The sequence below is a fragment of the Actinospica sp. genome, from assembly GCF_035552695.1.
Taxonomy (GTDB): Bacteria; Actinomycetota; Actinomycetes; order Streptomycetales; family Catenulisporaceae; genus Actinospica.
This window is the reverse complement of sequence record NZ_DASZKT010000109.1, coordinates 14,015-30,828: the sequence shown is the minus strand read 5'-3', so window position 1 is coordinate 30,828 and position 16,814 is coordinate 14,015. Positions and strand designations below refer to the sequence as shown.

Below are 16,814 nucleotides of genomic sequence, written 5' to 3'. Positions count from 1 at the left end.
GTCGGGATCACCGTCGCGCCACAAGGAGCCTTGATCGGCGCTTGTCGTCCGTGCCTGGTCAGCTGAAGGCGCGTCGGTAGCTGAGCGGGCTGATGCCCGTGGTCTGCTTGAACCGATCGCGGAACGCGGTGGGCGAGGCGTAGCCGACCTGCGCGCCGATGCGCTCGACGCTGTGCTCGGTGCTTTCGAGCAGATGCTGGGCCTGGCGGATGCGGGCGCGGTGCAGCCACTGCAGCGGGGTGGTGCCGGTCTGCTCGCGAAACCGGCGGATCAGTGTGCGGGTACTGACGCCCGCGTGGGCGGCGATCTCATCCAGGGTCAGCGGAGTGGCGAGGTTGGTCCGCAGCCAGTCGAGCACGGGCTCGAACCCCGCGCCGGAGGGCGCTGGTGCCGGGGTGTGATCGTGCACGATGAACTGCGCCTGCCCGCCCTCGCGCTCGAGCGGCATCACGGACAGGCGTGCGGCGTCGGCGGCAACGGCCGAGCCGTAGTCCCGCCGGATCATATGCAGGCACAGATCCAGCCCGGCCGCCGCGCCGGCCGAGGTGAGGATCTGCCCGTTGTCGACGTACAGCACGTCGGGATCCACCTCTACCTCGGGAAAGGCGGCGGCCAGCTCAGCCGCCGCCGCCCAGTGCGTGGTCGCGCGCAACCCGTCCAACAGCCCGCTGGCCGCGAGCGGGAACGTTCCGGTGCAGATGGACGCGATCCGCGTGCCGTTCCGCGCGGCCTGCCGCAGGGCCGCGCGGACGGGCTCGTGCAGGTCGGCCTCCGGTGCGTTGGTGCCGGGCACGATGATCGTGTCGGCTCCCGCGAGCGCGTCCAGGCCGAAAGGCGCGCGCAGCGTGAACGCGCCCGCGTCGACCTCGGGGGTCTGCGCGCAGACCTGGACGCGGTAGCCCTGGCGTCCGTCGGGCAGGCGGGTGCGGGTGAAAACCTCGATCGGTGTGCTCAAGTCGAACGGGATCACCTGGGGCAGCGCCAGGACGGCGACGGTGTGCATGGCACGAACCTACCCGCCCAGTTGCAGATGCGGAAACGCGCTTACTCGCTGACAGTACACAAAAGCCCAGTTCGTAGGGATCTCGGGGTGGGCGGATGGCCGCTGGCATTTTTCCGTTGAACATTGTCATTTATGCCACTGGGAGGCGTGCCGCGGCCTCGATAGCGTCGAGCAAGATCCGGCTCCGTCCGGCCTTCCAACCGTGAGGGGCTTCCGAATGCACGCACAGATCGTCTTGTTCGACGGGTTCGATCCGCTCGATGTCATCGCACCCTTCGAGGTGTTCTATGCGGGCGCCGCTGCCTCCGGCGGGGCGCTGACGGTGCAGTTGGTCTGCGCCGAGGGGCCGCGCGAGGTGGTCAGCGGAGCCGGAGGTCTGGCGCTGCGGGCGACCGGCATCCTCGACTCCGGGCGCGCGGGGCTGATCCTGGTGCCCGGGGCCTCGGGCCGCGTCGGGGAACCGGGCGAGGTGCCCGACATCGACGCCGGCGCCGTGGGAGCGTGGCAGGCGTATGAGTTGATCCCGGTACTGCTCGGGCGCGCGGTGGCCACCGGGCTTCCTGCGCTGCTGCGCGAGGCGATGGACAACCCCGCGGTGACGGTCACCGCAGTGTGCGGCGGCTCGCTGGTGCTCGCGATGGCGGGGCTGCTCGAGGGCAGGAACGCCACCACCCACCACCTGGGTCTCGACACGCTCGAGGCCACCGGGGTCAACGCGATCCGCGCCCGCGTCGTGGACGACGGCGACCTGGTAACCGGCGCCGGCGTCACCTCCGGCCTGGACCTCGGCCTGTACCTGCTGGAGCGCGAACTCGGCCCGCGCATCGCCCACGCCGTGGAGCAACTGTTCGCCCACGAACGCCGCGGCACGGTCTGGCGCGCGCACGGACCCGTCCCCGCTGCGTTCCAGCCCCGACGACCATCACCAACGCAAGGAGCACCACCGGCATGTCGGTTGAAGGTACCTGGGACCTGACGATCTCGAACCCGATCGGGCGGATCAAAGCCCTCGTCGAACTACGTCGCGAGCAAGGCGTACTGACGGGAAGCGCCCACGGCGCGGGCGAACAAGTCCCACTGCACGACATCGTCCTCGACGGTGATCACCTCACGTGGCGCCAGGCGATCACCAGACCGATTCGCCTGAACCTCGCCTTCGCCGTCACCGTCGACCGCAACCACCTCACCGGCACCTCCAAAGCCGGACGCCTGCCCTCCTCAAAGGTCGTCGGACAGCGCCGGCCCGCCGCCGACGCCCGGTAACCAGACCCCGCACACCGGGCACGACAGTCCGCGCACGGCTCCGTCCGGGCCGGGGCAGCGGCCCCGCGCGGACTGCGTCCCACGATCGCCCAGGAATCAGTGATGACAAAAGCGCTTCTCGCCCTGCACGTGATCGCGGCGATCCTCGCCGTCGGCCCGGTCTCCGTGGCCGCCAGCATGTTCCCCGCCACCGCCCGCCGCGCAGCCTCCGAACCGACGCGGCGCACGCACCTGACCCTGCTGCACCGGATCTGCACCGTCTACGCCGTCATCGGGGTCACCGTCCCCGTCTTCGGCTTCGCCACCGCCGCAAGCCTGCACGTCCTGGGCAGCCCGTGGCTAGTCGCCTCCATGGCGCTGACCGCCGCCGCCGCGCTCGTCCTCGCCGCAGTGATCCTCCCCGCCCAGCAGCGACTGCTCACCGACCGCGCGGCCGACGCCGACCCGGACACGGCCGTGACCGTGATGACACTCGATCGCGCCCTGTGCGGGCGCCTGGCGACCTACACCGGAACCTTCAACCTGCTGTGGGCCACCGTCACCGTGCTGATGATCCTGCGCCCCGGCTCCACCACCGGAGCGTGACACCGTGCCCCACCGCATCAGTCTCCTGCACCTGTTCACAGCACTCGAACTCGCCTCGCTGGCCGTTCTGCTGACCAACCTGGCCACCGGCGACTCGCGCCCGCTGGCTGCCGCTGTCGGACCGATCCACGGCGCCCTCTACCTGTGCGTCGTCATCTCCGTCGCGCGCCACCCACGAACCACGCCTCGCATCACCGCGCTCTCAGGCCTACCGGCCGTCGGCGGTGCGCTCGCACTCCGCCGACTCAACTCGCGGAACACCGCCCCACGCGATCAAGCCACTGGATGACTGCACAGGCCATCATCCGCTCCGCCCCAAGGGCACCGAGGTCCCGCGAGGCCTGGCTGCTGAGGCCGCCCCATCGCCGCGAGCGAGAATCGCCCCCCATCCTGGAAGCGCAATGCTTGAGAAGCACGGATGCTCGCCGAGCACGTTAAGTACCCACCCGTCAGCTCGCCCGCCGGTACTCGTTGATGAGGCCTGCGACAGCCGTACGCCGGTCGAATCCGGCCGCGGGCAGGGGCATGACGTTCGGGTCGTCAAGCGGTGCGAGCTGTCCGCGTCCTTGGTGCGGACGGTTGGAGTTGAAGTGCCGTGGAGTCGACACGGGCTTCGGCATCACTTTCGCATCCACGCTGGTTGAGACCGGCGCGATGCGGGCTCGGTACCCGGGTACTCGCACTTGCTTGGACCACGATCCGGAAAAGCAGCGTGGCTCTCGCGACCGTCCTTGACCTGTGCAGCAAGGAGCTGATCGGGTACGCGATCGCCCAGCACATGCGCGCAAGCCTAGCCATCGACGCGATCGCAACTATCGAGCACTCCGATATGAGCTCACGGACGCCCTTGCCGGCCCGCAAGTGCGGCAGGTTCCATACGAGGGTGCGAGGCCGTCCGGGTCGTTTGTGCCGGGACTTCGCCGCCCACCGGCGTGTGACCAGGTCGCGATGCCGGCGCAGGATCGTCGCCGGGGCGACCGGTAGGTGCACGGCGCCATGGCGGCGCCGCGGCATCACCGCCAGCAGAGCCGCGATCAAGGCACGGTCGGCCCAGGAGACCTTCGGCCGGGCACACTCGCAGAGCCGACGATGCAGAACGGCAAGTCTGCACCCTCAGGCCTTGATGTCCGACTGCATGGTGGTCCAGCCGGTCACGTCGTACATGACATAGAACTTCCGGCGGTATGCCTCCGACGCGCTGCGCATCCTGACCGCGGTGGCATCGCGGATCGGGCGATCCAGCCCTGATACCCCACGGTGAACTTGCCCGCCGCGTCTCCGGCCGGAGCCGCGGCGCACGCCGAACTCGTCTGCGCGGAGACCGGCTCCGCCCAGCCCGCCATGGCCACGGCCGAACCGGCCATGGTCGGAGGCAGGATCTTCCCGCGCATGGCCAGCGCGCGACGCCGAAATGATCTTCGTTCGATTCTTTGCATCGTCTTTACACGGCGGGTTGCCCCTAGCCGCGCAGCCGCGAGGCGTCGACGGTGACCGGGCATCTTCTGGACAGTGTTAAGAAACTTTCCCAACTCACAGTGCCGTCCGTCACGGTGAGACAGCCGACTTCGACCGCCGGTGACCTCCAGCGAGTCGACGGCCCCGCGGGGCCGGAATCAGCATGCGCGGCCACGCCCTGTACCCGCGACCTGCGCCGCGGCCTCCCACCCTGAGAATCACGGTAAATTAACGGGTAAATTGACAAGCTCTCTAACTTTATCGGTCAGCTGGGCAGAAAGAGCCGGAGCCGAGGCGGCGGTTCACCTGGGCCACGCGCTATTGTTAAATCTACCTAACGCCGACGGGTCACGGTTCAGTAAAGTCTTTGACTATTTTAGCAATTCGTTAATCGGCGCTGAATACCCTCAACCGATTGATACGGCGGGAGTCGCAGAAACCTTCGACCACCTGGCCTTTCATCGCTCGCGCCGACGCAACCTGCGCTCGTGCCGCCGCCAATCCCGTCCGCTTGAAGCCGAAATCGCGAACCCATGCATACCGGGTGAGACGAGTCTTGACAGGATTCGAGTTCAGTGCGGATACTTTCGATCGCCACCCAATCACATCCGGCAGACGAGTCCTACGCGGTCCATAGCCCTGCAATCCGCGCGGATCAGGCTGCTGAGACAGACGTCTTCACCCACCGGTCGGGTGGTGGTTGTTCCGGTACCGCGTACCGGCGTCCCTCGGCGCGCCGGACGTCCCATCGGTAGCACGGAACGGCCCGAACTCTCCGCCGGGCACGGCAGCGCCGCCAGGTCCACAAGTACCGAGGTCAACGTCGTGCGCCGCTGCACGGACCTTGACCTCACAGCCGAGGATGAAGGCCTGCGTACCGTGTTCCCGCTGTCCGCGCACTCCCTCGAAGCCGCGCCGTTCGCCGGCGGCGGGTCACTCTCCATTACGGCGCCTGACTGACGGTCAGGTATTCACATTCGAACCCTGCTCCGTTCATGCAGCGCTGCCCACGGTCCGCCGGCGCGGACCTGCTGCACCCATCTCCGAAGTCTTATGGAGGCACCGTGTCCCGAATAGTAGTCACAGGGGGAGCCGGATTTCTCGGGTCGCACCTGTGCGAATTCCTCACCGGCCGAGGTGACGAGGTCGTCTGCGTCGACGATCTGTCCACCGGCAGGCTGGACAACATCCGCCACTTGCTGGAATCGCTCTCCTTCACGTTCATCCAAGCCGATGTCAGCGCCGGCCTGGAGGTGAGGGGCCGGATCGACGCCGTGGCGCATCTGGCGAGCCCCGCCTCGCCCCCCGACTATCACCGCCGCCCGCTCGAGACGCTCGCCGTCGGCAGCCGCGGTACGGAGCATGCGCTGAAGTTGGCTGCGTTGCACGGGGCCCGTTTCGTACTGGCCTCGACGAGCGAGGTATACGGCGATCCCGCCGTCCACCCGCAGCACGAGGAGTACTGGGGCAACGTCAATCCGGTCGGCCCGCGCAGCGTGTACGACGAGTCCAAGCGCTTCGCCGAGGCACTCACCTCGGCCTATCGGCGGACGATGGACGTCAACACGGGCGTGGTTCGCATCTTCAACACCTACGGCCCGCGCATGCGCCCGTACGACGGCCGTGTGGTGACCAGCTTCATCACCCAGGCGCTGTGCCAGACTCCGCTCACCATCTACGGCGACGGCAAGCAGACCCGGAGCTTCTGCTACGTCGACGACCTCATCCACGGCATCGCCGCCATGATCGACTCCGCGGAGCCCGGCCCGGTCAACCTCGGCAATCCCGAGGAATACACGGTGGCCGAACTGGCGGACATGGTGCTCGCCATCACCGGTTCCTCCTCGACGATCGAGTACCACCGGCTGCCGACCGACGATCCCACCCGGCGCCGGCCCGACATCGCCAAGGCCCGCAGCGTTCTCGGCTGGTCACCGCGGATCGATGTCGAACTGGGCCTGCGCAATACCGTGGACTGGTTCCGTACCAGACCCGAAGAGGTCAACGCCGCCGCGGAGGCCGTCGCGGGCGAGCAGTTCGAAGGCCGCAGCCGCACACCGGTGCTCTCCGGCCACTCGTCGGCGCTCGCGTGAGCCCGCCGCCTCCCGAGCCCGGCGGCCGCGCGGCGCCGGGCGACGTGGCCCTGAAGGAACCCGGCTTCGACCTGTTGGCCGCCGAACTGCGCGAGCTGTCCGAAGGCAACGTTGTCGAGATCCGGTCGAGCGGACCGGTGCTCAACCGGAGGATCAGGCCGCGGCGCGCGTTCCTGCGGCAGCTGTTCGTCCCAGCCCTCTCAGTCGCCGACCGGACCCTGATCGCGGCCATGTCCGTCGGCTGGCTGGCGTGCCTCGTCGAGTTCTGGGTCTGGTGGTTCCAGCCGGGGCACCGCATCGGCTGGATCGGCCTGATCATCAATAGCCTGCTTTTGTTCAACCTCGCTGTTCAGCCGGTGTACTTCGTCGTCGCGGTGAACAGACTGCGCAGGGTCGACCCGGACGTCGAGGTCCCGGACCTGCGGGTCGCGTTCGTGGTCACGCGGGCGCCCTCCGAGCCGTGGCCGGTGGCGCACCGCACCCTGTCCGCGATGCTCAACCAGAACTATCCGCATCCTTACGACGTCTGGCTGTGCGACGAGCAGACGACCCCGGAGATCATGCAGTGGTGCGAGATGCACGGGATCCGGATCTCCACCCGGTTCGGCATCACCGGCTACCACCGCACGGATTGGCCGCGGCGCACCCGGTGCAAGGAGGGCAACCTCGCCTACTTCTACGACCAGGTGGGTTACCGGGAATACGACGTCGTCGCGCAACTCGACTGCGACCACGTGCCGAAACCCGACTACCTGGCGGAGATGGTGCGCCCGTTCACCGATGCGGCCGTCGGCTACGTCGCCGCTCCGAGCATCTGCGACGCGAACGTCGAGAATTCCTGGTCGGCCCGAGGCCGGCTGTACCGCGAGGCGAACTTCCACGGGCCGATTCAGGCGGGCCACAGCGGCGGGCTGGCGCCGGTCTGCATCGGTTCGCACTACGCCGTGCGCACCAGGGCCGTCCGGGACATCGGCGGCATCGGTCCCGAGCTCGCCGAGGACTTCTCCACCAGCTTCCTGCTCAACTCGGCGGGCTGGCACGGCGTATTCGCCATCGACGCCGAGGCACACGGCGACGGGCCGCTGACCTTCTCGGCGATGCTCGTCCAGGAGTTCCAGTGGTCCCGGAGCCTGACCACCGTCCTGCTCGGGCTGGCCCCGCGGCACGTGGGCCGGATGACCTGGCGGCTGCGCGCCCGCTTCACGTACGCGCTCAGCTTCTACATCCTGCTCACCGCGACCACGGTCGGCGGGCTGCTGATGCCGCCGGCCGCCGCGATCACGGGCACGCCGTGGGTAGAGGTGAACTACCCGGGCTTCCTGCTGCGCTGGTGGTCTGTCTCCGTCTGGCTGGTCCTGCTGACGGTGCTGCTGCGCCGGCGCGGCCTGCTACGCCCGCGCCACGCCCCGATCCTGAGCTGGGAGAACTGGCTCTACTGCCTGACCCGGTGGCCGTTCATCGCGTGGGGGGTCTGCGCGGCTGCGGTGCAGCTGATCCGGCCGCGGCCGATCACCTTCAAGGTCACGCCGAAGAACACCGACGGACTCGAGCCGCTGCCCGCCCGGCTCGTCGTTCCGTTCGTCGCGGTCAGCCTCGTGCTGGCGGCGGGCGCGCTGGCCGGCGAACTGACCACACGCGCGGTCGGCTACGTCTTCCTGTGCCTGCTCGGCGCCGCCACCTACTGCCTGGTCGCGTGCGCGGTGTGCTGGCTGCACGCCGTGGAGTCCGCGCGGACGGCGGCCGTGACCCGCCGTCAGGCGTTCGCGAACACGGTCGGCCGACGCGCGCTGATCGTCGCGTTCACCATCCCGTGCGTCGCCACGGCGATCGCCCTGTTCCCCGACTACGCGATCCGGACCCTGAACTGGTGACGGCCACGGTGCCGATCGCAGAGAGCGAGTAACCCACATGACGAAACCCACCACGGTACTGATCACGGGCGGGGCCGGCTTCATCGGCAGCCATACCTGTGTCGAACTGCTCGGCCACGGCTACGAGGTCGTCGTCGTCGACGACTACTCCAACAGTTCGCCGCGCGCGCTCGACGAGGTGCAGAAGTTGGCCGGGCGGCCGCTGACGGCGTACCAGGCCGACCTGCGCGACCGCGGCGCGCTGGACGCCGTCTTCGCGGCCCATCCCATCGACGCGGTCATCCACTTCGCGGCGAAGAAGGCCGTCGGCGAATCGATGCGGATCCCGCTGGACTACTTCGACATCAACATCGGCGGCACGACCAGCCTGCTGCGGACCATGCGCGCGCACGGTGTGCACAAGCTGGTCTTCTCCTCCTCCTGCACCGTCTACGGCTCCTCGGACGCGACGCTGCTCGGCGAGGACGAGCCGACCGCGCCCACCAGCCCATATGCCCGATCCAAGTGGGTGTGCGAGCAGCTGCTGGCCGACACGTGCGATCGGTACTCCGAGTTCTCGGCCGTCTCGCTGCGCTACTTCAACCCGGTCGGCGCGCATCCCAGCGGCCGGATCGGCGAGGACCCGCGGGGCGTGCCGAACAACGTCATGCCCTACATGACGCAGGTCGCCGTGGGCCGGCTGGAGCGGCTCTCGGTCTTCGGCTCGGACTACCCGACCCCGGACGGCACCGCGATCCGCGACTACATCCACGTCGTGGACGTGGCGGACGGCCACCGGCTCGCCGCGGAGCGGCTCGATGACGCGCCTGGCCTGCGCGTGTTCAACCTCGGCACCGGCGTCGGGGCCTCGGTGCTGGAACTCGTCGAGGCGTTCAGCCAGGCCTGCGGCAAGACGCTGCCCTATGAGCTGACGGACCGTCGTCCCGGCGACGCGATCCGCGCCGTCGCCGACGCGAGCAAGGTCGCGCGGGAGTGGGGCTGGCAGCCCAAGTACGACCTGGCCGCCATGTGCCGCGACGCGTGGCGGTTCCAGACGCTGAACCCGGCCGGCTACGACCGGGCGGCCGGCCCCACGAACGATTCCGCCCGCACCGCACAGGAGGTATGAAATGCGCATCACCGTCATAGGAACCGGCTATCTCGGCGCGGTGCACGCCGCGTGCATGGCCGAGATCGGGCACGACGTGCTCGGCGTGGATGTCGACGCGGCGAAGATCGAGGCGCTGGCCGACGGGCGGCCGCCGTTCTACGAGCCCGGATTCTCCGAGGTGCTCACGCGCACGCTCGAATCGGGCCGGCTGCGCTTCACCACCTCGCTGGCCGAGGCGGGCGAGTTCGGCGAGGTCCACTTCGTCTGCGTGGGCACCCCGCAGCTGTCCGGCGGGCACGGCGCCGACCTGCGCCACGTCAACGCCGTCGTGCACGGGCTGGCCCCGCACCTTCAGCACGGCGCACTGATCGTCGGCAAATCCACCGTCCCGGTGGGCACTTCCGCCGCACTCACCGCGGACCTGGCCCGGCTCACCCCGGCCGACGCGGAGATCGAGCTGGCCTGGAACCCGGAGTTCCTCCGCGAGGGCTTCGCGGTGCAGGACACGCTGCGCCCGGACCGGCTGGTGGTCGGGGCGCCGTCCACGCGGGCCGACGGGATCCTGCGCGAGCTCTACGCGCCGATGCTGGAAGCCGGCGTCCCGTACATCTGCACGGATCTGAGCACGGCCGAGCTCGTGAAGGTGTCGGCGAACGCGTTCCTCGCCACCAAGATCTCCTTCATCAACGCGATCGCCGAGATCTGCGACGCCACCGGCGCGGACGTGGTCACGCTCGCCGACGCCATCGGCCACGACACCAGAATCGGGCGCCGCTTCCTGTCCGCCGGCCTCGGCTTCGGCGGCGGCTGCCTGCCCAAAGACATCCGCGCCTTCATGGCCCGCGCCAATGAGCTCGGCGTCGGGCAGGCCCTCGAGTTCCTCGCCGACGTGGACGAGATCAACATGCGCCGCCGCCACCGGGTCGTCGAGATGGCCCGCCAGCTCGTCGGCGGCTCGCTGCTCGGCCGCAACGTCGCCGTGCTGGGCGCCGCGTTCAAACCCGACAGCGACGACGTGCGCGACTCGCCCGCACTCCACGTGGCGGCCGCCATCCGGTTGCAGGGTGCCGCCGTGCGGGTGCACGACCCCAAGGCGATCGACAACGCCCGCACGGCGCACCCGAGCCTCGACTACGCCCACGAGGTCTCGAAGGCCTGCGAGAACGCCGACCTGGTGCTGCATCTGACCGAGTGGCAGGAGTACCGGGAGCTCGACCCGGCGGCACTCGGCAAGGTCGTCCGGCAGCCGCGGATCATCGACGCCCGCAACGCGCTGCACCTCGACCGGTGGCGTTCCGCGAACTGGACGATCCGCGGACTCGGCCGGGCAGCGGCCTGACACCATGCGGAGAGCAGGCGTTTACACGCGGCGGTCCGGCATCGTCGTGGCCGCGTCGGCGATCGTCGGCGTGGGACTCCGGCTCTCCCTGCCGACGCGCTCGGGCCCTGGCCCCACCCGGCGCACCTACTACCTGGATCCGGCGGGGTCCGACGAGGCCGACGGACTCTCGCCGGGTTCGGCGTGGCGATCGCTGGACCGGGTGCGCCGTGTCGTCCTCGCACCCGGTGACAGCGTGCTGCTGCGCGGCGGCGCGCGCTTCACGGGCATGCTGCAACTCGATCAGGCGGACGCCGGTGACGCCGCGAAACCGGTGACGATCGGCTCCTTCGGCTCCGGCAAGGCGATCATCGCGCCCCAGGCGACGTCGGCCGTGTACGTCCACAACACGGCCGGCGTCGAGATCCGCGACCTGGAGGTCATCGGCGACGCCGGCACGTTCGCCGATTGCGGGGGCGTCGTCTGCTACAACGACCTGTCCGACGGCCGGGTGCTCGAACACATCGTCGTCGCGGGCGTCGAGGCCAGCGGATTCAAGAACGGCATCGAGATCGGCGCTGCCAAGACCGGCTTCCGCGCCGTCACCGTCAGCAATTCGCTGGCCCACGACAACATGGAGGCCGGGGTCGCCGTGTACGGGCCGGGCCTGCAACCAGGTTCGCCGCGCTACGCCCACGAGAACGTGACGATCTCCTCGGTCCAGGCCTACCGCAACGCGGGCGACGCCACGAACACCGAACGCAACACGGGCAACGGCATCGTGCTCGGCAGCGTAAGAACCGGCCTGATCGAGAAGTCCGAGGCCTACGAGAACGGCCGGCTGTGCGCTGCCCCTCAGGGCCCTGCCGGAATCTGGACGTACGACTCGTCCGCCGTGGTGATCGAGCGCAACGTCGCCCACGACAACCACACCGGAGGCCCAGCCGACGGCGACGGATTCGACCTCGACCAGAACACCTCCGACTGCGTCCTCCAGAACAACCTCGCGTACAACAACGACGGAGCCGGTCTCATGCTCTACGCGGAGAAAGCCGGCACCTACAACAGAAACAACATCGTGCGCGACAACGTGAGCACCGGCTCAGGACGGGGCTCCGCGTGGTACGGCGGTATCACGGTGGCCGGGAACGTGACCAGCGCGCTGATCTCAGGCAACTCGGTGACCGTCTCGGCCGCCGGTCCCGGTTCGCCGCCGCCCCCCGCTGTGCGACTGGCCGGAACTCTTCGCGGCGTGACGCTCAGCAACAACCGTCTTGCCTCCCAGGGAGGCCCGATCATCTCCACCCAGGACGGCGCGAACGCAAGCATCATCGTGAAACCCGACAACCAGATGTCCATATCTTAGCTTGTCCGCTAAGCTCGCTGCGCGTTTCCGCAGGTGAGCTGTGGCGAAGAACGACTCGGCTGCGGCGCCGTCGAGACTTGATCCGGTGCGGCTGGTGCTCACCTCCGGCAAGCCGCGCGTTTGGGATGGATCGGTCGACCGGAATACCCGTCGTAGGGTGAAATACCATGCTCAAACGCCCAGTCAGGCATCCGGTGGGCCTAGGGAGTCGAGGGCATCGTGGCTGGCTCTCTTTTTGCGGGAGGGGACGTAAGTCAGCTTGGCGACGGAGTCGTTTGACGTGATCCGCAGCAGCGCATGCCTGCTGGTAAGCGGTCGCGGCCGATCGTGTTCCGACGAGGGCACCCGTCGGCGTAGCGGCCGTGATCGTCACTCTTCGTGCCGGATGCAGGTGGGAGACGCGCAGGTAGGAGACGCGCAGGTGGCAGTCCTCGAATGCCGCGCGCGCCTGAAGAACGAGCACATCACAGGTCGTGACCACATCTGAAGTCGACGCACTTGCGGAGCAGCCGTCCTGGCCCTCCCGGGTCGGCCGACCCGCTCGAACCGACGCGTAGGGTCTCGATCCGGTCAACTGCCCAGGGGCGGGTCATCCGCGAGTGTGGTGATGCCACCGACGAGCCGGCAGGCCCCGAACAGGCGTCGGCGGCATCACCACGCATATCGTCGCTGTCAGTCCTTGAGCAGGGTGAAGGTCGCTGTGACCGTCTTACCCTTGCTGATCTTCACGGTGACGGCCTGTGGCTGGTAGCCGTCCTTCGCCGCGATGACTGTGAGCGGGTTGTTGCGCACGTCGAGCCAGAGCGCGTAATCGCCGTTGGCGTCGGTGTGCAGGGTGTAGTGGGTGGCCCAGGTGTCGATCTGTACGGTCGCCCCGGCCAACGGCACATACGCGCCCGTTGAGTCGGTGTACCGGACCACTCCGACGATCTTGCCCCAGGTCGCCGGCGGGGACACCGTCAGGGTGACTGGGATCGAGCCGATCTGGTACGGGGTGTCCGAAGCGGCCAGCAGCGCGGCGGTGTAGCTGCCGGGCTGGACGATCGACGCGTCCGCGGCGTTGAACGTCAGCGTCACGGTCGCGCTCTTTCCCGGGGCGAGCGTGACCGAGGTCGCGCTCTCTGATAGCCACGGGACGTCCGCGGCCCCGCCCTGGTCGTAGCCAGCCAGCACGTCCGCCGAGCTGATCGGCGGACTGGACGAGCCCTGGCCGCCGCCGACCGTATAGAAGCCGAGCGCCCCTCCGAACCGGTACGCGGCGGCGTTGGCGTTCGGCAGCGCGGTCCAGGCGTCCGACGCGGGGTCGTACGCCCAACCCTGGTTGGTCAGTACGCCGCCGGCCACGCCGTCCTGGACCAGCAGTTCACCGTTTGCCGCGGTGTACGCCGAGCCCCACACGCCGGTGGGCATGTCGGCAAGCTTGGTCCAGGTGTCGGAGGACGGGTCGTAGGAATAGGTGTGCGCACTGGTGTTGGTCCCGTCGGTGCCGCCGGCGCAGTAGATCTCACCGGCGATCGTGCCGCAGGCCGTCCAGGAGGTGGTCTCCGGGTAGGAGGCGGCGGTCGACCAGGTACCCGTGGTGGTGTCGAGTACGGATACCGTGGTGCTGCCGCAGGTCAAGGCGCTGCAGCCGCCGATCACGTAGAGCTTCGAGCCGAGGACCGCGCTGCCCGAGCCTGCCAGGGCGCCGCTCCACGCAGGTCCCGGCGACCACGTGTTGCCCGCGGGGTCGTAGATCTCCGTGTTGGTGTCCGGACTGCCGGTGGGTCCCCAGCCGCCGGCCACGTAGAGCTTGCCGCCGATGAAGCCGTGGGCCGGGGTCTCGCGGGTGTTGGTGGCGCTGGCCAGTTGGGTCCAGGTGCCGACGGTCGGGTCGTAGGAGTAGAGGGTGTTGGCGTCAGCGCTACCGTTGTATCCGAACCCTGAGTAGAGCTTGCCGCCGGAGTACTCGGCCAGATTGTCCTGGATCGCGGTCGGGTAGTCGGCAAGCGGCTGCCAGGACGTTCCCGCCGTGGGAGTCGCCGCCTTGGCTGTGGTCTTCGGCTTCGCCGCGCTGTCGGCAACCGCCATATCGGTCTTCGGGAACACCCCGGTCACGTGCTGTACCGGCGCCTGGGACTGCTGGACGCCCTGGATGGTGAAGCCGCCGGTCGCCTCGCTCAGGTTCAACGTGGCCGGCGCGCTGCCGGTGTTCTTGACCGTGAGCGTCTTGGTGCCGGAGGCGCCCCAGGCCAGCGACTTCGAGACCGAGGACGGGGTGACGGTCAGCCGCCCGGCCTTGAGTGCGAAGTCCGCTTCGGTCACCCCGGACGCGGTGACGTTCGCCGCCGCCGTCCCGGTCGTGTAGTGCGACTTGGCCGCGGTGAGCGACTGGGCGCCGGTGCTCGGGGAGAACAGCCAGTAGAAGGCGCCGGTGAACGCCGGGTCCGCGGACACCGCGGAGGTCCCGGTCGCGGAGCCCGCTCCGGAGACCACGACGCCGGGCAGCGCCGCCGCCGTGTTCGTGTCGGTCACCTGACCGATCACCAGGCCGCCGGGGCCCGGGTCGCAGGTGGTGTTGCCGAGCAGGACGTTGTCGAGTTCCCAGAAGTACGCCCAGTTGCCGGTGTAGTGGAATCGGACCTGCACCGAGCTCTTGCCCGCGGCCTGGGGCAGCGGGATCGACACGTGCTGGCCGTACACGCTTGTCGTCGTGTATTGCCATACGTTGGCCCAGGTCGTACCCCCGTCCAAGCTCAGATCGACGCTGGCGGTCGAGTTGAAGTACGCGTTGTAGTAGGTGTCGAACGCGAGCAGCGGGGCGGTGGTCGCGGACAGGTCGGCGACCGGTGTCGTCAGCGTCGTATCCTGGCTGTTGCCCGACCCGAGGTAGTCGCTGTCGACGATGGCGAAGCCGCTGCTGCCGCCGGTCAGGTTGCCCCGGTGGTCCGGGTCGTCGAATTCCCAGCCGCCGACCGTGCCCGACGCGTTGGCGGCGGTCCATCCCGCCGGCGTGGAAGCTGTATCAAATGTCTGATAGATACCGTGCGCATGGCTTGTGTATCCGGGGGCCGTGCAGGTCGCCGCGTCGACGGGGACGGAGATGTTCTGGGTGAGCGCGGTGGTTCCCACGGTGACGCTCTTGGTTGTCGGCTGGTAGCCGGGGTAAGCAGCCGCGACCTTCAGGGTGTAGGAGCCGTTGACCGGAAGTTGGAGGCTGTAGGCGCCGGTCTTCGGGTTGGTGTAGACCGGGCCGCCGGGGGCGCCGGCGACAGTGATCGAGGAGTAGAGCGGCCAGCCCTCTCCGGAGCCGTCCGTGACGGTACCGGTGACAGTGGTGCGGGCCACGGCGGCGAGGGTGAAGTCCTCGGTCACCGTCGCCCCGTCCGCGACGACTACGCCGGTCACGGAACTCGACGCGTAGCCATAGTCGCTCACTGCCACGGGGTAGGTCCCCGCTGGAACAGAGAGCGTGTATGTACCGTCCGCGGCCGTTGTGGCGGTGCTCGAACCGACGGTTACCTGTGCTCCGGCAAGTGGTGCGCCGCCGCCCGCGGTGACGGTGCCCTTGACGAATCCGTGCGGGCCGCTGCTGAATGCGGCGGTGCCGTCGGGCGTGCCGAGCCCGGTCGGTCCGTCGTAGCCGGAGCCCGCGGTGCAGAGGTAGGTGGGCGTGCAGGTGCCGTTCGAGCCCGACGTCACGTCGTTGAGCGAGCCCGCGGAGGCATAGGGGTACGAGTTCGGATACGTGCCGGCCGCCGGAGCGCCCGCGTCGGCATACACGGACGCGATGAGCGGCGAAGAAGCGCTGGTACCGCCGTAGACCTGCCATCCGGACGCCTGGTAACTGTCGTAGACCGACACGCCGGTGACCGGGTCCGCGTCGGCCGAGACGTCTGCGACGGTCCGGTTCGCGCAGCCGGAGTCGGTCTGGAAGGACGGCTTGGGCTCGTAGACCGAGCAGCCGGAGCCGCCGCCGCCGTAGCTGTTGTTCCACACCGAATCGGACCAACCGCGGGTGCTGGAGTCCCTGACCAGGGAGGTGCCGCCGACGGAGGTGACGTACTGCGAGGCCGCCGGGTAGGCGACCCCGTAGGCGCTGTCGCCGGTGCTCGCGACGACGGCGACGCCCGGATGGTTGTAGTACGGGTCCATCGTCGTGGTCTCGGACGGGTCCTCGCCGCTACCCGGAGTGGAACTGTAGGACGTGCCGTAGGAGTTGGAGACGTAGCCTGCGCCGAGTGCGACGGCCTCGTCGACTGCGGCGCCGAGGTCGGCGAAGTTCGCCGTGTTCGCCTCGACGAGGAGGATGTGCGCGGCGGGTGCGACGGCCGAGACCATGTCGAGATCCAGGGAGATCTCGCCGGACCAGTTCGGGTCGGCGGGCGGGTAACCGGTGCCGCCGGTCTCGTCGACCTTGCTGAAACAGCCGTTCGCGGTGGTGCAGGCGGGCAGGCCGTACTGCGCCCGGTACACCGCCAGATCGGCCTCGGCGCTGGGGTCGTCGTAGGCGTCGACGAGGGCGACGGTGGCGCCCGCGCCGCCGTTGCTCGGCAGGTTGTACGCGCTGGCCAGATCGCCGGGTCCGTATCCGGCCGGGACGGTCGAGGGCAGGACCCCCTTGGCCGAGGCCACGTCGGTGCGGCGCAGCGCGAAGCAGGTGAACTGCCCCTTCTTCGCCGGGGCGCAGACGGGTTGGACCGTGGCGGCCGCGCTCTTCGCGGCAGGGTGCCCGGTGGGGTTGCTCCCCGTGGCGGCGCGGGCGGGAACCTGGGCGCCCATCGCGGCGAG

The 16,814-nt window shown here is 69.1% G+C and carries 11 protein-coding genes; 9 read left to right on the top strand and 2 right to left on the bottom strand.

All coding sequences use genetic code 11. From position 1 onward, the window contains the following. Positions 1-58 precede the first annotated feature (58 nt). A complete protein-coding gene (locus tag VG296_RS13300; RefSeq protein WP_325565991.1) occupies positions 59-1,003 on the bottom strand; it encodes a GlxA family transcriptional regulator in 945 nt (314 codons plus the stop codon). Between the two features lie 217 nt (positions 1,004-1,220). Here VG296_RS13300 and VG296_RS13295 point away from each other — a divergent pair, with 217 nt between their 5' ends. From VG296_RS13295 to VG296_RS13255, 9 genes are all read left to right on the top strand, one after another. Further along, on the top strand, positions 1,221-1,979 hold the full coding sequence (locus tag VG296_RS13295; protein WP_325565990.1) for a DJ-1/PfpI family protein: 759 nt from the start codon (positions 1,221-1,223) through the stop codon (positions 1,977-1,979). Next, positions 1,952-2,266: a hypothetical protein gene (locus tag VG296_RS13290; RefSeq protein WP_325565989.1), complete on the top strand. Its 315-nt coding sequence runs from the start codon at positions 1,952-1,954 to the stop codon at positions 2,264-2,266. Before VG296_RS13295 ends, VG296_RS13290 begins: the two co-directional genes overlap by 28 nt. Before the next feature lie 102 nt (positions 2,267-2,368). Further along, positions 2,369-2,851 carry a DUF2269 family protein gene (locus VG296_RS13285; protein WP_325565988.1) on the top strand — a complete coding sequence of 161 codons (483 nt, stop codon included), beginning with the start codon at positions 2,369-2,371 and terminating at the stop codon, positions 2,849-2,851. Between the two features lie 4 nt (positions 2,852-2,855). Further along, on the top strand, positions 2,856-3,140 hold the full coding sequence (locus VG296_RS13280) for a hypothetical protein (RefSeq protein ID WP_325565987.1): 285 nt from the start codon (positions 2,856-2,858) through the stop codon (positions 3,138-3,140). A 2,239-nt stretch (positions 3,141-5,379) separates the two neighbouring features. Beyond that, the gene (locus VG296_RS13275; RefSeq protein WP_349259547.1) at positions 5,380-6,399 is read left to right on the top strand and encodes a UDP-glucuronic acid decarboxylase family protein; all 1,020 of its coding nucleotides are present in this window, start codon (positions 5,380-5,382) and stop codon (positions 6,397-6,399) included. After that, positions 6,396-8,270: a glycosyltransferase family 2 protein gene (locus VG296_RS13270; RefSeq protein WP_325565985.1), complete on the top strand. Its 1,875-nt coding sequence runs from the start codon at positions 6,396-6,398 to the stop codon at positions 8,268-8,270. The genes VG296_RS13275 and VG296_RS13270 overlap by 4 nt, the downstream gene beginning before the upstream one ends. Before the next feature lie 37 nt (positions 8,271-8,307). Continuing rightward, entirely contained in the window at positions 8,308-9,378 is a 1,071-nt protein-coding gene (gene galE, locus VG296_RS13265; protein ID WP_325565984.1) for a UDP-glucose 4-epimerase GalE, read from the top strand. A gap of 1 nt (position 9,379) precedes the next feature. Then, entirely contained in the window at positions 9,380-10,699 is a 1,320-nt protein-coding gene (locus VG296_RS13260; protein WP_325565983.1) for a UDP-glucose/GDP-mannose dehydrogenase family protein, read from the top strand. A gap of 4 nt (positions 10,700-10,703) precedes the next feature. After that, entirely contained in the window at positions 10,704-12,044 is a 1,341-nt protein-coding gene (locus tag VG296_RS13255; RefSeq protein WP_325565982.1) for a right-handed parallel beta-helix repeat-containing protein, read from the top strand. Between the two features lie 672 nt (positions 12,045-12,716). On the opposite strand, the gene VG296_RS13250 is transcribed toward VG296_RS13255, so the two are convergent. Then, complete coding sequence (locus tag VG296_RS13250; RefSeq protein ID WP_422653135.1) at positions 12,717-16,805, bottom strand: carboxypeptidase regulatory-like domain-containing protein; 4,089 nt, start codon at positions 16,803-16,805, stop codon at positions 12,717-12,719. Positions 16,806-16,814 lie beyond the last annotated feature (9 nt).